Below are 14,775 nucleotides of genomic sequence, written 5' to 3' on the forward strand. Positions count from 1 at the left end.
CAGACGTAGAACTGATCGAGGGTGCATTACGCGTCCCGGAGTCGATCCATCAAGTCCTGGCGAGAATCGAAGAACGCGCTGAGCTCGCGTTCTGCGAACTGGCGGGCGGCATCGCGTTCAAATCGCTCATCAATGAGATTTGCAATGACTTGCTGCTTAGAAGCGCCGTCCATCGCCGCTATGGACGTGAGCCTCTCGTCGACCTCGGGTGTGAGCCTTAGATTCATAGCCATGAACACTATGGTACCAAAACGGTACCTAGGCTCTCGACGGCCATGTCGCTGGCTTACGCAAAAGCGAGATCATCGACCGAACCGGCCTGTCGGTAGGCCAAGTCACCCCGGCCCTCAAGGCGCTGCGCACCGCGGGCAAGGTGGAACTCACCAATGATGTCCCAACCGCGCGGGGCCAGCGCTACCGATTACGTCCGTAGCTACCCGTCACCATTCGGAGAGCTTGACGACGAACCAAACCCCGGCACATTGAGACTTTCCTCGATACTTTCCTTGATACTTTCCTTGATACTTCTGAAGTATCAATGTAAGTATCTAGGTATCTATCAATGTGGGGCTGAGACCATGGAGGGCATTTGAGAATGCAGCCGGTAAATATCCCCGAAACCGTAGCGCGGTTGCGTGAAAGTGGCAACGACACATTCAATGTTGAGGTGAAGGCCGCGGCTAGCGCCATGCCCAAGGATATCGACGAGACGCTTTCAGCTTTCGCGAATATGCCCGAAGGCGGGCTCATTCTTCTCGGCCTGTCTGAAGACGATGGCGCATTCAGATCAACCGGCGTATACGACGCGAAAGCGGCGCAATCGGCCCTGGGAGGGAAAGCCCGAGAGCGAATCGTTCCGGCGGTTCAGCTTGGCGCAGTCGGAACCGTGAAGTTCGAAGGCCAAGCGGTGACGTACTGCGTAGTGCCTCCCCAGGATCCGGAACACAAGCCGTTCAAGGTGGGTGCGCACGGGCCTGCCTTCATTCGATCCGCGGATGGTGATTACTTACTCCACCCAAACGAGGAGGCGTTGCTGGTTTCTAAACGCAGGCACCCAAACGCGGACCGTGCACCCGTAGAGGGAGCTACATTCGATGACCTCGATCCCGCTCTCGTGGAGATGTACCTCACTCGACAGCGAAGGGATTCTCGCAGACTGAGCACTTTCACTGAGCGCGATCAGCTAGTTCACACGAACGTCATCGACCCAGTCACCGGCGCACCGACGGTGGCGGCTATGTACGCGATGGGCGTGCACCCGCAGCGCTTCCTCCCGCACCTAGGCGTTAAGGTTCACCAAGTATCGGAACGCGATGAGGCTGCCGGTATCAGAATGCGCAACAAACACCAATTTTCCGGCCCGGTGCCCGACTTGTTAGATTCAACCCTCGAGTGGGTCCAAGAGCGTTTATCCACCGCGGTAGTCTTTACCGGCGGGCAAGGGAAAGATGTTCCGGAGATTCCAGTGCTGGCGGTGCGGGAGATCGTCGCTAACGCATTAGTGCACCGAGACCTTTCCGCATCCTCGGCTGATAAGTATGTCCAAGTGATCAGGCGGGATGGAAAGCTCGTCGTCAGCAACCCAGGTGGGCTGTGGGGAATCACGACTAGGCAGTTAGGCACCACGGCACCTATTGCGAGGAACCCGGTGCTTTACGACATGTGCAGCGCAATTACCACCGCCGACGGAAACAACGTCATCGAGGCGAGCGCGACCGGTATTCCTGCGACCCGCAGGGCCATGCGCGAGGCTTTCCTCCCGGAGCCGTTTTTCCAGGACCGGGTGATCGGGTTCACGGCGATCCTGACGTCTTCAGCGCTCATCTCACGCCACGACGCAGAATGGGTCTCCTCCCTGCCTGGGTCGGTTGAGTTCACTGTTGCTCAACGTCACGCTCTGGTAGCAATGCACAACGGGGTCGAACTCACAAACGCGATGTATCGGGAAGAGTTCCCAATGGATTCGGTCCAAGCACGTAATGAACTGCGCCAATTGGTGACCTACGGTCTCGTTGAAACCGTGGGCCAGGGCCGCGGCACCACGTACCGTTTGATTACGCATCGAACACCAGAAGCACCTGCGCAGAACTCTCCCGGCTACCTCAGCATGGAAGAGAAAACCAAAATAATAGAGGGGGCTCTCGAAGGACATTTCGCTGGCTTGCGCAAAAGCGAGATCATCGACCGAACCGGCCTGTCGGTAGGCCAAGTCACCCCGGCCCTCAAGGCGCTGCGCACGGCGGGCAGGGTGGAACTCACCAATGATGCCCCAACCGCGCGGGGCCAGCGCTACCGATTACGTCCGTAGCTACCCGCCACCATTCGGAGAGCTTGTTGCTTGACGACGAACCGCCCCACGCACCCCGGCAATCGGGGCACATGAGGCGGTCACACGCTATGTACCTAGTTGGATGAACCATCCTTGGATGAACCATCCTTCGACGAACCATCAGACGACGGCACACCCTCAACCTCCGGGGCATCACCACCCAACGGCGGAATCACCGTCGTCGGAACCGTAGTCGGTGAAGCAGTACCGGTGGCGAAAAGATTCTTCTTACCGAACTTTTCAAAATCCACCGACGTCTTCGCCTTACCCACCTCAGCAACACACCAGTCATACATCAAACCAGCAAACGCCGCGATAGCCACAGCAGCACCAATCGCCTGACCAATCCGCTGCAAATCCGGGTTGGATGCAAAACCCTGCAACTGCGCATTAATCGCATTCACATGCTCCATCGCACGACGGTATTCCTCATCATTACGCGGATCACGCCGACCATGATCACCATGACCCCACTCAGGACGATCCGGAGTGTTCTTCCGAACAAACTCATTCCACTGAGCATTCAACCCAGCAATCTCACCGGAAACCTGCGCCATGTACGGCTCCGCAATCTTGCCAACCACAGCACCCACCAACGCAATCGGCAACAACCACGTAATCGGCGACTGAACAGCATTACCAAAACACTGCTCCAACGTCTTCTTCGCCTTCGCCGACGACTGCTCCTTCGCCGGATCAACCGGCGTAGTCGTCGGGCCGGTCGGAGTCGTCGTACCAGGCGTCGGGTTCACCGGACCCGGCACCGGGTCCTTACCATCAGTAGCAACCATCAAAAATGCCGGGTACTTCGACTCCACACCAGACTTGCTCCGCGCAGTGTACTTCACCGGAGTAGCGGTCCCTTCGAAGTTCTTCTCCGCGGTAAACGTCACTTCACCAGTGACCTTGTTAACCGACCACGTACCCTCACCCGGAACAACCAACTTACCGTCAACAGCACCTTCGATAGCGATAGTCGCCGGATCGATCTTGTTGTTCATCTCAAGCAAGTTGAAGACCTTCTTACCACCCTTAGCAATGTTCACCGCATCACTCGGGAGGATGAACGGGTTGGCATCCGCATCAGCATCAGCATCAGCATCCGCCGGGTAGTACGCCATCACCCAACCAGGAGCATCAGAATCCTTGCCCTCCTTATCCTTCGCGGTGTAGCTAATCGGTTCAGGAGTGCCCAAGAAACCAGGCTCCGGAGAGAACGTGAACGTACCGTTCTTGTCCACAGTCCACGTTCCCTGGCCGTCGACCTTCAATGTCTTGCCATCACCAGTCGAACCCTTAATCCTGATCGAGTTCACAGCAACCCAGCCCGGGTACTTCGGCGTCACGTCAACCGCCTTACCAAGTGCGCCCATCTTAGCGCCACTAGGCAGAACAAACGGGCGATCAACCGGCCTTTTCGGGCTGCTCGGAGCGGGTGATTCAGGCGACGAAGGATCGGTCGGCTGCGTAGACGTCGTCGGCGTGGTCGTCGTCGGCGTGGTCGTCGTCGGCGGCTTCACACCGATCACCACCGGCTCGTACTTCGCCTCCAAGGTCTCACCGGTTGCGGTGGTCGCGACGACGGTGACCGGGTCAGCCTTGCCCACGAAACCCGGCTCCGGATCGAAGACCACACGGCCGTTTTCAATAGAGAACGTGCCCACACCGTCGCGGACGATCTTGCCGTCATCGTTAGCGCCCTCCAGCGCGAAGGTGTTGGACGTCCACTCGGGCAGGGTCGGGAACATGCCGCCCTCGCCGGTAAAGGTGCGGGAGGTCTGGTTCACGTCCAACTGGCCGGACGTCGCGGAGTCGACAGTCCGCTGGTTCGGGTACTGTACTGCCACCTCGCCTGGCTCCTTGGCCTTGGTGCCGAAGCGGTCCTTCGCGGTGTACTTCACCGGTGCCGGCGAGCCGAGGTAGCCCTCTTCCGGGGTGAAAGTGAATTCGCCAGTTTGCTTATCGACGGTCCACGTACCCACTTTCTTGTCGTTCTCAGTAACCTCAAGCGCGTCCACTTCTTGTTCGCCGTTGAGGATCTTGATGGTGGACTTGTCAATGTTGTCCGCGAGCGGCGGGGTGAGCGAAACCGGCTCGCCCGTTGTGCCCTTCTGCACCTTAGAGGGCAGCACCACCACTGCGTCCTCCGCAGGCTTCGCAAACGGGCGAACGATCGGAGTGTAGGCGGCAACCGGCTGGGTGTCCACACCCGTGAGCTTGATGCCCACCTTCGGCGCGGTGCCCTGGAAGTCCCCGGTGGGAGCGAACGTGATGGTGCCTGCAACCTTGTCCAGAGTGTAGGTGCCCTTGCCCTCAACGGTAAGGACCGTCTTATCGTCGTTAAGCGTGCCCTGCTCCTGCAGGTCCACGAGCTCCATGCCCGCCTTCGCCCACTCAGGGTTGAGGTTCGGGAACATCTGCGCGATCGTCAGGCCCTTGTCCTCCACACCGTCCTGCGTGTCGGTGGAGAGCTGTGTTTGGCCCTTGTTGCCGGTGGTGATGGCGTCGTCGGTGGCGATCGTCGGGTAGAGCGCGGTGACCTGGCCCGGCACGAGCGCGTCGATGTTCTGCACGTTCTTCGCCAGGTAGGAGACCGGGGTCGGGTTACCGGTGAAGCCCTGAACCTGCTTCGCGGGATCAGGCTGAAGCGGGGTGAAGGTGAACTTGCCCGCGTCATCCACGGTCCAGCTGCCCTCGCCCGGCACGGTGACGGACTTCTTGTCCTCGCTGATCACGGAGCCGTCCGGCAGCCCGTCTGCGACGATCTGGATCGTCTCCGGATTCACGGACGCAAGCTCGTCGCGCGTGCCGTCTTCTTTAGTGCGCTCGTAGATCGGGGTGACGTCGACAGGCGAACCGACCTGGTCGGCACGCTCGAACGCGGACGGGATCTCCACCCCGACCGGGTAGACGAACGGGTTGTAGGCGGCCTTGAGCTCCTCCCCGCCCGTGATGCCCTTGGTCTGGATCTCCACCCGCGGCGCCGGGCCGGTAAACGACGGCACCGGGGTGAACGTGGCCAGGCCCTTGACCGGGTCGAGGGTGTAGGTACCCACGTTCTCCACGGTGAAGGTCGGCTGGCCCTTGTCGTTCTTCGTTTCGACGATTTTGCCGCTTGGGTCGACCAGGTCGAACTTCACCGGGCTGTCTTCTTGGCCGTACCAGTCAGTCGGCAGCGTCGGGAACATGTCCTGGGTCGCCTTGCCCTCGTTGCGGTCATGGGTGTCGTCGGATTCCTGGGTCACGCCCTGCGCGGCGGAGGTGTTCGCCGGCAAGGTGCGCGGATCAGGGTAGAAGATCGCGACCTGGCCCGTGCCCTCGGCCTTCTGGCCGGAGAGAGAGTTCGCCTCGTAGCGCACCGGCGCCGGGCTGCCCACGAAGCCGGTGACCGGGGTGAAGGTGAACACGCCGTTGTCGTCGACAGTCCAGGTGCCCTGGTCCGGAACCACCATGGTCTTGCCGTCTGCGGAGAGCGTGTTGCCCTCCACCGACACCATCTTCACGGTCTTCGGGTCAGTGGAGAAGGCGCGGTAGTTCGGCGTCGCGCTCTGCGGCTGGCCCGTCTGGCCGTCCTCGCGCGCGTTCGGCAGCGCGAAGCTTTGCTTTTCGACGGTCGGCCTGTAGTACGCCGTCAACTGTGCTTCTTCTCCGCCACGCTCGGCATTGGTGAGACCCACTGTCCGGATGCCGACCTTGGCGGCGTCCTTCTCAGTTTCATTTGCACCGAGGAAGTTTTCAGCTGCCTTGAAGGAGACCACGCCGGTGTTCTGGTCGATGGTGTAGGTACCAACGTTCAGGATTTCCAGCGCCTGTCCCTGCTGTACTGGAGTCCCGTTCGGATCAACCAGCTGGAACGTCACCGGGCTGTCGGCCTGGCCGTACCAGGTGGAAGGCAGGCCCGGGAAGAGCTGGGCTGTAGTTCGGCCCGCGTCACCGGGCGAGTTGTTGTCGGTGGAGTTCTGCGTCGCCTCGACCGGGCCGTAGGTGGTGGCCTCACGGGTCTCCAGCGGGTAGTAGAAGACACTCACCAGCGCAGGTCCGACCGGCTCTGCACCGTTCACCCCGTTCGCGGTGTACTGGATCGGCGTGGGGTCGCCCACGAAGCCGGCAACCGGGGTGAAGAAGAACTCGCCCGTTTTCGCATCGACCCTCCACGCACCCTGGCCATCGACCGTGAGCGTCTTGCCGTCGGACTTCTCATCGGTGCCGACGATACGAACCGTCGTGGGATCGATGTACGGCTCACCGTTCTTCGTGTATCTCGGGGTGGCCTGCAGCGTGTCGCCTACCGGGCCGGCCTTGAAGGCCGGCTGCAGCGCCACCGGCGCGGGCTGCTTCGAGGTGAACGTCGCCCTGATGGTAAACGAGGAGCCGTCGGAGTTGGTCACCTTCACCGGCACGTAGGCGAGGTCGCCGCCCTTTGCACCCTTGCCGACGGTGATGGTCGCCTCACCCGTAACCGGGTCAACCTTGGGGTTCGTCCAATCGTTGGCGCCCTGGTTCTTGTCGCCGTACTCAATGGCCCCGCCGAGGGAGAACGTCGGGTTGTTCTCGCCCAAGAACTCCTGGCCAGCCTTGACACCCTTGTCCGGCTGCTCGGCGCCGATGATCTTGGCGGAGATGGTCTTCCCCGGCTCGCCGGAGTTCGCACCGTGCTCGGCGCTGAACGTCGGCGTGTTGACTGCGTGAAGGCCGCCCACCTGCACATTCGTGTCGTATAAGCCCTTGCCTTTTGCTTCGTCGCGCTTGTACGCCGTTTTACCCTGAAGTTCTGCCCTCTTGTTCGGGCCAGCCGCTGCGCGAGTGTCATCGCCCTTGCGTGGAACCGCGTACACCTGCAGGAACGCACCCTTTCCCTCATGGAAGCGGGGGTCGTCCTTCGGCAGGGTGACCTTGGTGTTCATGCCGGTCATGTTGTCACCGGCGCCCGGGATCGCGGCACCCTTTTCCACATTGGCGCCGTCGATCGGGTTGCCGTCCTTGTCCACCACAATGACCCGCAGGCGCTCAAAATCCTCTGTACGCACGCCATCGAGATTGATTGTGAAGGGGTGTGGCTGACCATCAGCAAGCATTGTCACCGGCGTGGAGGTGGAGGTCATTGGCGCGCAGGATGCGTTCTCGTCCGGGAAGGGTGCGAACGACCCAGAGATTTGCGCAGTAACTCCGACGAAGGCTTGGCTATAGGGCACCCCTGGATAGTTATTCTGGGTCAGGCCCCAGCCAATGACGGTGTTTTGGTTACCGTTGAAATCGACTGTCTGCTGCTTATCTACCTCGATGTCCGCGGTACCTTGATCGGATACGACAACCGTGTCGACAGCGGCGCCTTGGATTACTGTTCGGTTTTCCCCCTGCGTGATGCGTAGCAGCGGTTTACCGTCCAGAATGTTCGCCGATACGCGGGCCGTTTCACGGTAGCGGGGGAACTGGTCGCCCTTGCCCGTGTCATGTCCGAGTTGCGCCACCAAATTCACCGCAAAGGAACCCCCGCCGAAAACGGTCTCGTCAGCGTAAAGGCGACCGAAACCCGGTACCTGTACATAATCAAGGCTTGCACCCTCATTTTCGAGGCCCAGTGTCGCACTCACTCGGCACGAACCGCGTCTTTGCGTGTCCAAGGTCGAGTTCTGGTACTGCGACATCGGCGTTCCAACGTATTGACTTGGGGGTTGGTTTGCGGGTACCGCGCTGGCCGTGGGTGCTACGGGACTTGCAACGACGGCGCCGGCGCCGAAGGAGAAGGCGCACAGCGAGGCAAGCACGCGGCGGCGCAAACGCAATGATGGGTTCTGACGGTTGGACACACGAGCCTCCGGAACTCAATAAGGGCATACTATTCGACATCAAACAGTGTAGAACACCGTTAGTGTAGAACACCGTTATCGTTCTAGCTACGTGTTTAAGCTGAACCGGAGGGCGTCGATAAGCAAAAGCCTCTACCCTGGGGCCCATGTTTCGCTGGTTTGGGCGCGTGGCGTGCGCGAAGCGAATCCGCGCATCGAGCTCTCCCCCGCGGCGCACCTGAGCTGCGCGAGTGAAAGGTCCGCGTGAAAGGTCACAGCCCGAGAAGGGCGAGGGGGATGACGGCGATGCCGTCGGAGCGTCGATAAGCGTGTCGCCCTGAGGAGAGGACCGCGAGGTCTGTCACCTTTCCCTTCATCTGACCCTTAAACCAGTGGAGGTGGCGGACGTCGCGGTCGTCGATCGCGCCGGAAAGCTTGACCTCGATACCCACGAGCGCACCGCGCTGGCCCTCAACCACCAGGTCGACCTCGTGGTCGCCGTTCTGGGTGCGGAGGTGGAACACGCGGGCCGGTTCTGCTTTACCATTCGCAGGGGTTCTGCTTTACCATTCGCATGGTATTTGCTTTACCCTTCGCATGGGGTCTACTTTACCAATTAGCGGATCGACCCCCTCCCCACCACCTGCGTCAGGACGTCAATGACCAGGGGCCTAGGATTGCCTGCGCCCCCGGGGAGTTTGGCCACCGATTCGATGGGATTTGGATGGTAGTCTGTCCCCATGGAAGCAAGAATTGATTCTGGCGGACGGCTGCTGCTGCCCAAGATGTTGCGCGACACCCTCGGTTTGACCCCAGGCTCAATAGTGGATGTCAGCGCATACGGCACCGGCCTCACAGTCATCCCTTCCGGTCGCACCGCCTCGATTGAAACCACCTCGGAAGGATTTCTCGTGGCTCGAGGAACAGGCACCGTCACCGACGAGGATGTACTCGCGTTGATTGATGCAGGCAGGGTCTAGCTCAAGCGCGTTATGGCAAACCTTGTTGCGTTAGACACCAGCGTCGCGGTGCCACTACTCCTTGCTTCGCATCAAGCGCATGACCGGGTGTACGAATGGGCGTTGAGCCGTCAGGTGGTTCTCTGCGCTCACTCGCTGGTCGAGACATACTCGGTGCTCACCCGTCTGCCTGGCGATCACCGGGTCTCAGCCGAAGACGCAGTTCGGGTGATGGACACTTGGTTTCCTGAACCCCTCATGCTTTCGCAAGCCGGAACCGTCGACATTCACCGCCGTCTTGCTTCGGCAGGAGTCGCCGGAGGAGCAGTCCACGACGGGCTCGTGGCACTCACAGCGCTGGAGAACGGGGTCCCTCTGGCAAGCCGGGACCGCCGGGCGGTGAACAATTACCTCAGCCTCGGTGTGGATGTTCGCCTAGTGCCCTAACTTCCTGCAAATGATTTCTTCCTAGTCGTCGAAGCTCAAGCTCTCCACATCAGCCGCCGTGCGAGACGCACGTGCAGCTCCGCGTCACGCACCAACTCCCTCGGGTGCGTCCCAGCCAAAAGGTTGATCTCCGCGCGGTACTCGTTGCCGATGCCGGCGAGCTTCCTTTGATCTAACAAGGCGCGGCCGATCTCCCGGTCCGGCTCCGCGAGAATCCGCGCCACCGCTTCCTCGAAGTCGAAATCCTCCGCCAGCAGGTCAGGGCCCAAATACCCCATTTCCACCTCATACTCGCGCGCGGGAAAGACGCGGACGAGGCCGAGCCAGAAGCCGACGAGTTCGATGTCGGGCCGGGGGTCGTCGTTAAGCCTGAGCACCACGCGCGCGGCGTGACCGGGTTTGCGCCACCGCTCGCCTGCTCGGTGCATGGACCACGTGCCCTCCATTTTCAGGTGGGTATGCAGGATCTGCGGCTCGTGGCCGTCGGCCGCAAACTCCATGAACAGGTGCTTGCCGTACGGCCACACGCGCTCGCAGGTCATGCCAGTGAAGTCGACGGTGGCGTAGCGCGGCACCTGAATCGATGTTTTAGTCACTTCACGCCCGGTCATCCACTGCAGGCGTTTCGACAGCTGGTAGACGGAATCACCTTCGGGCATGCGTGCGAGGGTACTCGCTCTGGCAAGCGCAAACGTTCAACCCGGCCAATTGGCTATGGCTTGAGGTGATGGAGGGGGAACGTCACCATTCCTTCACCCAAAGGAGCCACAACTCCGGTGCCGGTAATCACCGCACTGAATGACGGGGGGCCTGCTTCATGGTCGATCACGGCGATCGCTTTGCGTAGAGACGCAACCCCTTGCTCCACTCCCCCAAAACCGGTCTTGACTTCGATTGCGGCCCAGCGACCATCAGGGAGTGTAAGCACCGCATCGATTTCGTTGCCATTGGAGTCTCGGAAGTGGTGGATGGATCCGCCCATTGCTTCGACCATGACGGCAAGATCGTGGACGACGGCAGATTCAAAAAGAAAGCCGGTCGTTTCGGGGTCTTTGCTCAACCGCGCCCCAGTAGCGCCCAATGCGGCTATCGCTAGCCCAGGGTCCGCTAGGTGATATTTGGGCGACACTCTCAGACGCGCTTTGGAGCGTAACCGTGGCGCCCACGCGGGAATCGCTTCGACCACGAAGATCCGTTGGAGACTGTCAAGCAGCTTGGTCACCGTGGGCAGGGAAATATTCGGGCTTACGGGGTCCAGGTCTTTGCGCAATGTAGCAACCGAGACTTCAGCAGCCGTGGAGCGGGCAATCGACGCGATGAGTCGCTCAGTCGCGAGCGGGGTGACGCGGAGGTCTGCCACCCGCTGCATGTCGGATCGGGCTGCTTCCGAAAGGTAGCCACGCAACTGCGCCAGGACGATCTGCTCGTTGCCCCTCTGGTGACCGGGGAAACCAGGGAGCAAAAGATTCTCAATTATTTGCCCATAGGAAAGTTGATCCGCCGCAGGTTGAGGTTCCTCACCGTTGAAGAGCGACTCCAATGAAACTGTCGGGACATATTCCGCCTTCTCAAACAGCGTGAGGGTGCGCTGACGCATGCGCAGGAACCGTCCCGCACCAGTGTGACGGGTGAGGTCATCAGCAGGAACCGCTGAACCGGCCAGAATGAATTGGCCCGGCTCGGCCGAGCGATCAATCTCTCGACGAGTAAGGTTGAAAATTGCCGGGGCAGTTTGCCATTCGTCGAGCAGCCTGGGCCTTGGACCGGCGAGCACGGATTCTGGGGCTAGGTGAGCGAGCTCGTTCGTAGCGGGATCGTCAATCAGCGCGTAGGAGGAACAGTGATGCAGCCCCGTCATTGTCTTCCCGCAACCTCTCGGCCCTTCGATAATGACGGCGCCACTCGCCTGCAGCAGGAATTCGAGGCGTCGATCGACAATACGCGGTTGGTAGGCGCGTCCTGCCAGGTCTTCTGTCTCCACAATTTCTCCTATTTTATAATTTGCAGGAATTATAGATCATTCTTTGCAGGATTTGTAGTTCACGCTTTGCAGAACAAGCCATGCCCCCGGGAATCTTCCCAGGGGCATTTGCTTATCGACGGCGCGCGGCCGGCCTGTTTCCCGCCCGGCACCACACCCTCCCACGCGGCGCCCCGGCGCCCCGTCCTCCCATCCACGCCCTTCCAAAGTTTCCAGCGAAACTGTTGTAGCGAATCGCCCAATTCGTGGGATTCGCTACGACCGTTTCGCTGGGTTTAGCTCAGGAGAGCCGGAGGGGAAGGCCCCCTCCTACTTCTGAGTCGGCTCCTCCTTCGTGGTGACCTTCACAGTGGTCAAACCCGCCGACACCTCCGCGGCCTTGCCACCGGTGTAGCGCGTCGCGTTGCGCTTCGAGTCCACAGACGACCCACCCTCGAAATCGATCGACGTCCACGCCTTACCAGGGTCGGTGGTGCACCAGTCGTACATCACCGCACTGAGAGCGACGACACCCAAGATCGCACCAGCGTACTTGCCCAGTTCCTGCACCTCAGGGCGCCCCGCGACCTGCTGGATCTGCGCGTTGAATGCCTCGACCTGACGCATCAACTCACCGAACTGCTCGTTGTCGTTGTTGCGCCTGCGGTTACCTCCGTTGCCGAAGATGCCCCAGTCGCGATCATCCTGCTTCGTGTTCTCGCGCGTTGATTGATGCAGGCAGGGTCTAGCTCAAGCGCGTTATGGCAAACCTTGTTGCGTTAGACACCAGCGTCGCGGTGCCACTACTCCTCGCTTCGCATCAAGCGCATGACCGGGTGTACGAATGGGCGTTGAGCCGTCAGGTGGTTCTCTGCGCTCACTCGCTGGTCGAGACGTATTCGGTACTCACCCGTCTGCCTGGCGATCACCGGGTCTCAGCCGAAGACGCAGTTCGGGTGATGGAAACTTGGTTTCCTGAACCCCTCATGCTTTCGCAAGCCGGAACCGTCGACATTCACCGCCGTCTTGCTTCGGCAGGAGTCGCCGGAGGAGCAGTCCACGACGGGCTCGTGGCACTCACAGCGCTGGAGAACGGGGTCCCTTTGGCAAGCCGGGACCGCCGGGCGGTGAACAATTACCTCAGCCTCGGTGTGGATGTACGCCTAGTGCCCTAACTTCCTGCAAATGATTTCTTCCTAGTCGTCGAAGCTCAGGCCCTCCGGCGGCTCCGGTTCCTTGGCCGAGGCGCTCGGGGAGCTGGAGCATTCCGAGCGATGCGTGGGAAGTGCCATTCAATGACTGCTATGACCATCCGCGGCCTTGATGCGACCGTCAAGCAGAGGCTGGCTGCCCATGCAAAACGCATTGGCCGATCGATGGAGGCGGAGGCCCGTCACATCATCTACGGAGGGACAATGCCTCGTAACCTCGGATTGTCTCTGTACGAGGATTTTCGCGACTTTAGCGGAGCAGATCTAAATATTCCCCCACGTGAGGATCCTGCCCGGGTGGCGGATCTGACATGATCATCCTCGACACCAACATCATCTCGGAGCTCGTAAGACCTCACCCACATCCACGAGTCGTCGCATAGGTGAGAAACCCGCGGGAAGTGGTAGGAACCACTGCGGTGAATAGCGAAAAGCTGAAAGCTGGCCTTCGACTTATGCCTGAGGGACGTCCGCGTCGCTAAGCTCCATCGACTTGATCGCGTCCGTCACCGTGCGACCGCGCAGCTTCGGTGTATGTCCGTGTCCATCCGCCGATACACACGAATAAAGCCTTGACACCCCCAGAACGTCGGTGTACGTTTTGTACACAAACAGCTAACCGGGGGGATTAGCAATTGGAATTGAAATGGACAGATAAAAATGAAGCGCACATCGCTCGGCACGGAGTGTCACCCGCCGAAGTGGAACAGGCGCTTTCTGGCAGGCCGCTGGTTTTTCTTCACGGACGTGAACACACCATCATCGCTCAAGGAACCACCTACGCGGGCAGGTACCTCACTATCGTTCTCACCGAATCAATTGACGGCAGCTTTTACGTAGTCACCGCGAGGGATATGACTCTCAGAGAGTTGAAAACATTCAGAAAGAAGAAACAATGAACGAACAGAAACTAGAACAGTTGCGTGAGCACTACGACCACACTGACGTTTCTGAACTGATGGAAACGGGCACCCCCATGGATCTCGGCGTCACAGCGGGCACCGAGACAATGAGCGCATTCACAGTCCGGCTCCCCAACCCTGTACTGGAGGCGGTACGTGAGATCGCGCGTCGGGACAACTGCACCACCGGTGCCGCGATGAGAGCAATCATCGAGCGAGGCGTCGCAGAGGCTAAGAGCGACGACGCAGTGGTATCTGTCAGCGAGCTTCGGCGACTCATTTCAACCGCGCGCGGTGCGTAGGACGATATTCGGCCGCATCCGACTGTGAGACCGGCCGGGTCTGCGCACGCGCCGCCGCCAGCGAACGCGAGCGGATGATACGCAAGACCTCGGCGGCGACGTACTCGTCCTCCTCCACCCCCTGCCGGTAGCGCCCAGGAATGACACTACGGCGGGGGTGGGGAGAGTACGATACACACGATCTAGAATCGCTTTCGAAATGTACGGAGAAACCCTGTGTCCTTCTATAACGGGTTCAACACGGGAATGCCCAATCGGCGGAAATCCCTTTCGTTGCGGGTGACAACTGTGAATCCACGTGAAGCCGCGGTAGCCGCGATGAGGGCGTCCCTTTCCGGAGCAGGATCCGGTACGTGGCTCGCCGCACAGCGCCGGGCTACGTCGAGGTCAACCGGCAGGATCCTCCCTTTAAAAGCACCGAGAACCCCCTGTTCTAACCATTTCTGGAGCCGTCTCGCCTGCACCTGATCACGCCGTCCTAGACGCCGAACGCCGATTTCTATCTCCATCACGGTGATCACTGAAATGAACAGATCCGTTTCGTCCTGACCAGCCACCCACGTCAGAACGCCTTGGTCAGGCTGCGGTTTGTGGAACTGGCTGACCACGTTGGTATCTAAGAGGTACATCAGAATTCAACGGGCCGAAGCCCCACGTGAAGGTTCTCGAGCTCGACATCGACGGGATCTTCCATCAGGAGCCTCTCGACGAAGCTTTGCGGAGAGCGTGTCAGCTTCTCGTATTCGCTGTAGGACATGAGGACATGCGATGGCTCCCCTCGGTCAGTGATCACCACCGGCTTCTCCATCGCCACGCGCTTTGCCCGGCTGAGCCCCTGATTGAATTCCCGGGCGGACATGAGATGCGTCATGAGACCTC

The 14,775-nt window shown here is 60.1% G+C and carries 14 protein-coding genes and 1 pseudogene; 7 read left to right on the forward strand and 8 right to left on the reverse strand.

The features are described from left to right. Positions 1 to 26: 26 nt before the first annotated feature. The gene (locus CAQUA_RS08195) at positions 27 to 233 is read right to left on the reverse strand and encodes a ribbon-helix-helix domain-containing protein (protein ID WP_196823721.1); all 207 of its coding nucleotides are present in this window, start codon (positions 231 to 233) and stop codon (positions 27 to 29) included. A gap of 362 nt (positions 234 to 595) precedes the next feature. Between CAQUA_RS08195 and CAQUA_RS08200 the strand changes: the two genes are divergently transcribed. Beyond that, a complete protein-coding gene (locus tag CAQUA_RS08200; protein ID WP_196823720.1) occupies positions 596 to 2,308 on the forward strand; it encodes an RNA/DNA-binding domain-containing protein in 1,713 nt (570 codons plus the stop codon). A 95-nt stretch (positions 2,309 to 2,403) separates the two neighbouring features. Here the strand turns inward: CAQUA_RS08200 and CAQUA_RS08205 are convergent, their stop codons facing one another. Both CAQUA_RS08205 and CAQUA_RS08210 read right to left on the reverse strand, forming a co-directional pair. Next, complete coding sequence (locus CAQUA_RS08205; protein ID WP_290178154.1) at positions 2,404 to 7,920, reverse strand: hypothetical protein; 5,517 nt, start codon at positions 7,918 to 7,920, stop codon at positions 2,404 to 2,406. 467 nt (positions 7,921 to 8,387) lie between these two features. Continuing rightward, complete coding sequence (locus tag CAQUA_RS08210; RefSeq protein WP_196823718.1) at positions 8,388 to 8,639, reverse strand: DUF4143 domain-containing protein; 252 nt, start codon at positions 8,637 to 8,639, stop codon at positions 8,388 to 8,390. Positions 8,640 to 8,855: 216 nt separating this feature from the next. Between CAQUA_RS08210 and CAQUA_RS08215 the strand changes: the two genes are divergently transcribed. Together CAQUA_RS08215 and CAQUA_RS08220 are read left to right on the forward strand one after the other, a co-directional pair. Continuing rightward, on the forward strand, positions 8,856 to 9,095 hold the full coding sequence (locus tag CAQUA_RS08215; protein WP_082259685.1) for an AbrB/MazE/SpoVT family DNA-binding domain-containing protein: 240 nt from the start codon (positions 8,856 to 8,858) through the stop codon (positions 9,093 to 9,095). Positions 9,096 to 9,107: 12 nt separating this feature from the next. After that, complete coding sequence (locus CAQUA_RS08220) at positions 9,108 to 9,521, forward strand: type II toxin-antitoxin system VapC family toxin (RefSeq protein ID WP_196823717.1); 414 nt, start codon at positions 9,108 to 9,110, stop codon at positions 9,519 to 9,521. Positions 9,522 to 9,565: 44 nt separating this feature from the next. Here the strand turns inward: CAQUA_RS08220 and CAQUA_RS08225 are convergent. From CAQUA_RS08225 to CAQUA_RS08235, 3 genes and pseudogenes are all read right to left on the reverse strand, one after another. After that, positions 9,566 to 10,180 (reverse strand): annotated as a pseudogene (locus CAQUA_RS08225) (DNA-formamidopyrimidine glycosylase family protein); the annotation flags it as partial. A 53-nt stretch (positions 10,181 to 10,233) separates the two neighbouring features. Continuing rightward, a complete protein-coding gene (locus CAQUA_RS08230) occupies positions 10,234 to 11,502 on the reverse strand; it encodes an ATP-binding protein (RefSeq protein WP_290178158.1) in 1,269 nt (422 codons plus the stop codon). A 309-nt stretch (positions 11,503 to 11,811) separates the two neighbouring features. Next, positions 11,812 to 12,108 carry a hypothetical protein gene (locus tag CAQUA_RS08235; protein WP_196823715.1) on the reverse strand — a complete coding sequence of 99 codons (297 nt, stop codon included), beginning with the start codon at positions 12,106 to 12,108 and terminating at the stop codon, positions 11,812 to 11,814. A 134-nt stretch (positions 12,109 to 12,242) separates the two neighbouring features. Between CAQUA_RS08235 and CAQUA_RS08240 the strand changes: the two genes are divergently transcribed. The 4 genes from CAQUA_RS08240 to CAQUA_RS08250 all read left to right on the forward strand — a co-directional run bounded on the left by CAQUA_RS08240 (position 12,243) and on the right by CAQUA_RS08250 (position 13,896). Continuing rightward, on the forward strand, positions 12,243 to 12,656 hold the full coding sequence (locus CAQUA_RS08240) for a type II toxin-antitoxin system VapC family toxin (protein WP_196823714.1): 414 nt from the start codon (positions 12,243 to 12,245) through the stop codon (positions 12,654 to 12,656). Positions 12,657 to 12,785: 129 nt separating this feature from the next. Further along, positions 12,786 to 13,007: a FitA-like ribbon-helix-helix domain-containing protein gene (locus tag CAQUA_RS11280; RefSeq protein ID WP_435383913.1), complete on the forward strand. Its 222-nt coding sequence runs from the start codon at positions 12,786 to 12,788 to the stop codon at positions 13,005 to 13,007. Between the two features lie 326 nt (positions 13,008 to 13,333). Continuing rightward, positions 13,334 to 13,591, forward strand: a complete 258-nt coding sequence (locus CAQUA_RS08245) for a BrnT family toxin (protein WP_196823713.1) — start codon at positions 13,334 to 13,336, stop codon at positions 13,589 to 13,591. Then, positions 13,588 to 13,896, forward strand: coding sequence for a hypothetical protein (locus CAQUA_RS08250; protein WP_196823712.1), 309 nt, complete (start codon positions 13,588 to 13,590; stop codon positions 13,894 to 13,896). The genes CAQUA_RS08245 and CAQUA_RS08250 overlap by 4 nt, the downstream gene beginning before the upstream one ends. 224 nt (positions 13,897 to 14,120) lie before the next feature. Here the strand turns inward: CAQUA_RS08250 and CAQUA_RS08255 are convergent, their stop codons facing one another. Together CAQUA_RS08255 and CAQUA_RS08260 are read right to left on the reverse strand one after the other, a co-directional pair. Next, positions 14,121 to 14,525 (reverse strand): type II toxin-antitoxin system VapC family toxin, encoded by a 405-nt coding sequence (locus CAQUA_RS08255; protein WP_331273421.1) that lies wholly within the window; start codon positions 14,523 to 14,525, stop codon positions 14,121 to 14,123. After that, on the reverse strand, positions 14,525 to 14,767 hold the full coding sequence (locus CAQUA_RS08260; RefSeq protein ID WP_196823711.1) for a type II toxin-antitoxin system Phd/YefM family antitoxin: 243 nt from the start codon (positions 14,765 to 14,767) through the stop codon (positions 14,525 to 14,527). The genes CAQUA_RS08255 and CAQUA_RS08260 overlap by 1 nt, the downstream gene beginning before the upstream one ends. Positions 14,768 to 14,775 lie beyond the last annotated feature (8 nt).

The sequence above is a fragment of the Corynebacterium aquatimens genome (genome assembly GCF_030408395.1).
Lineage (GTDB): Bacteria > Actinomycetota > Actinomycetes > Mycobacteriales > Mycobacteriaceae > Corynebacterium > Corynebacterium aquatimens.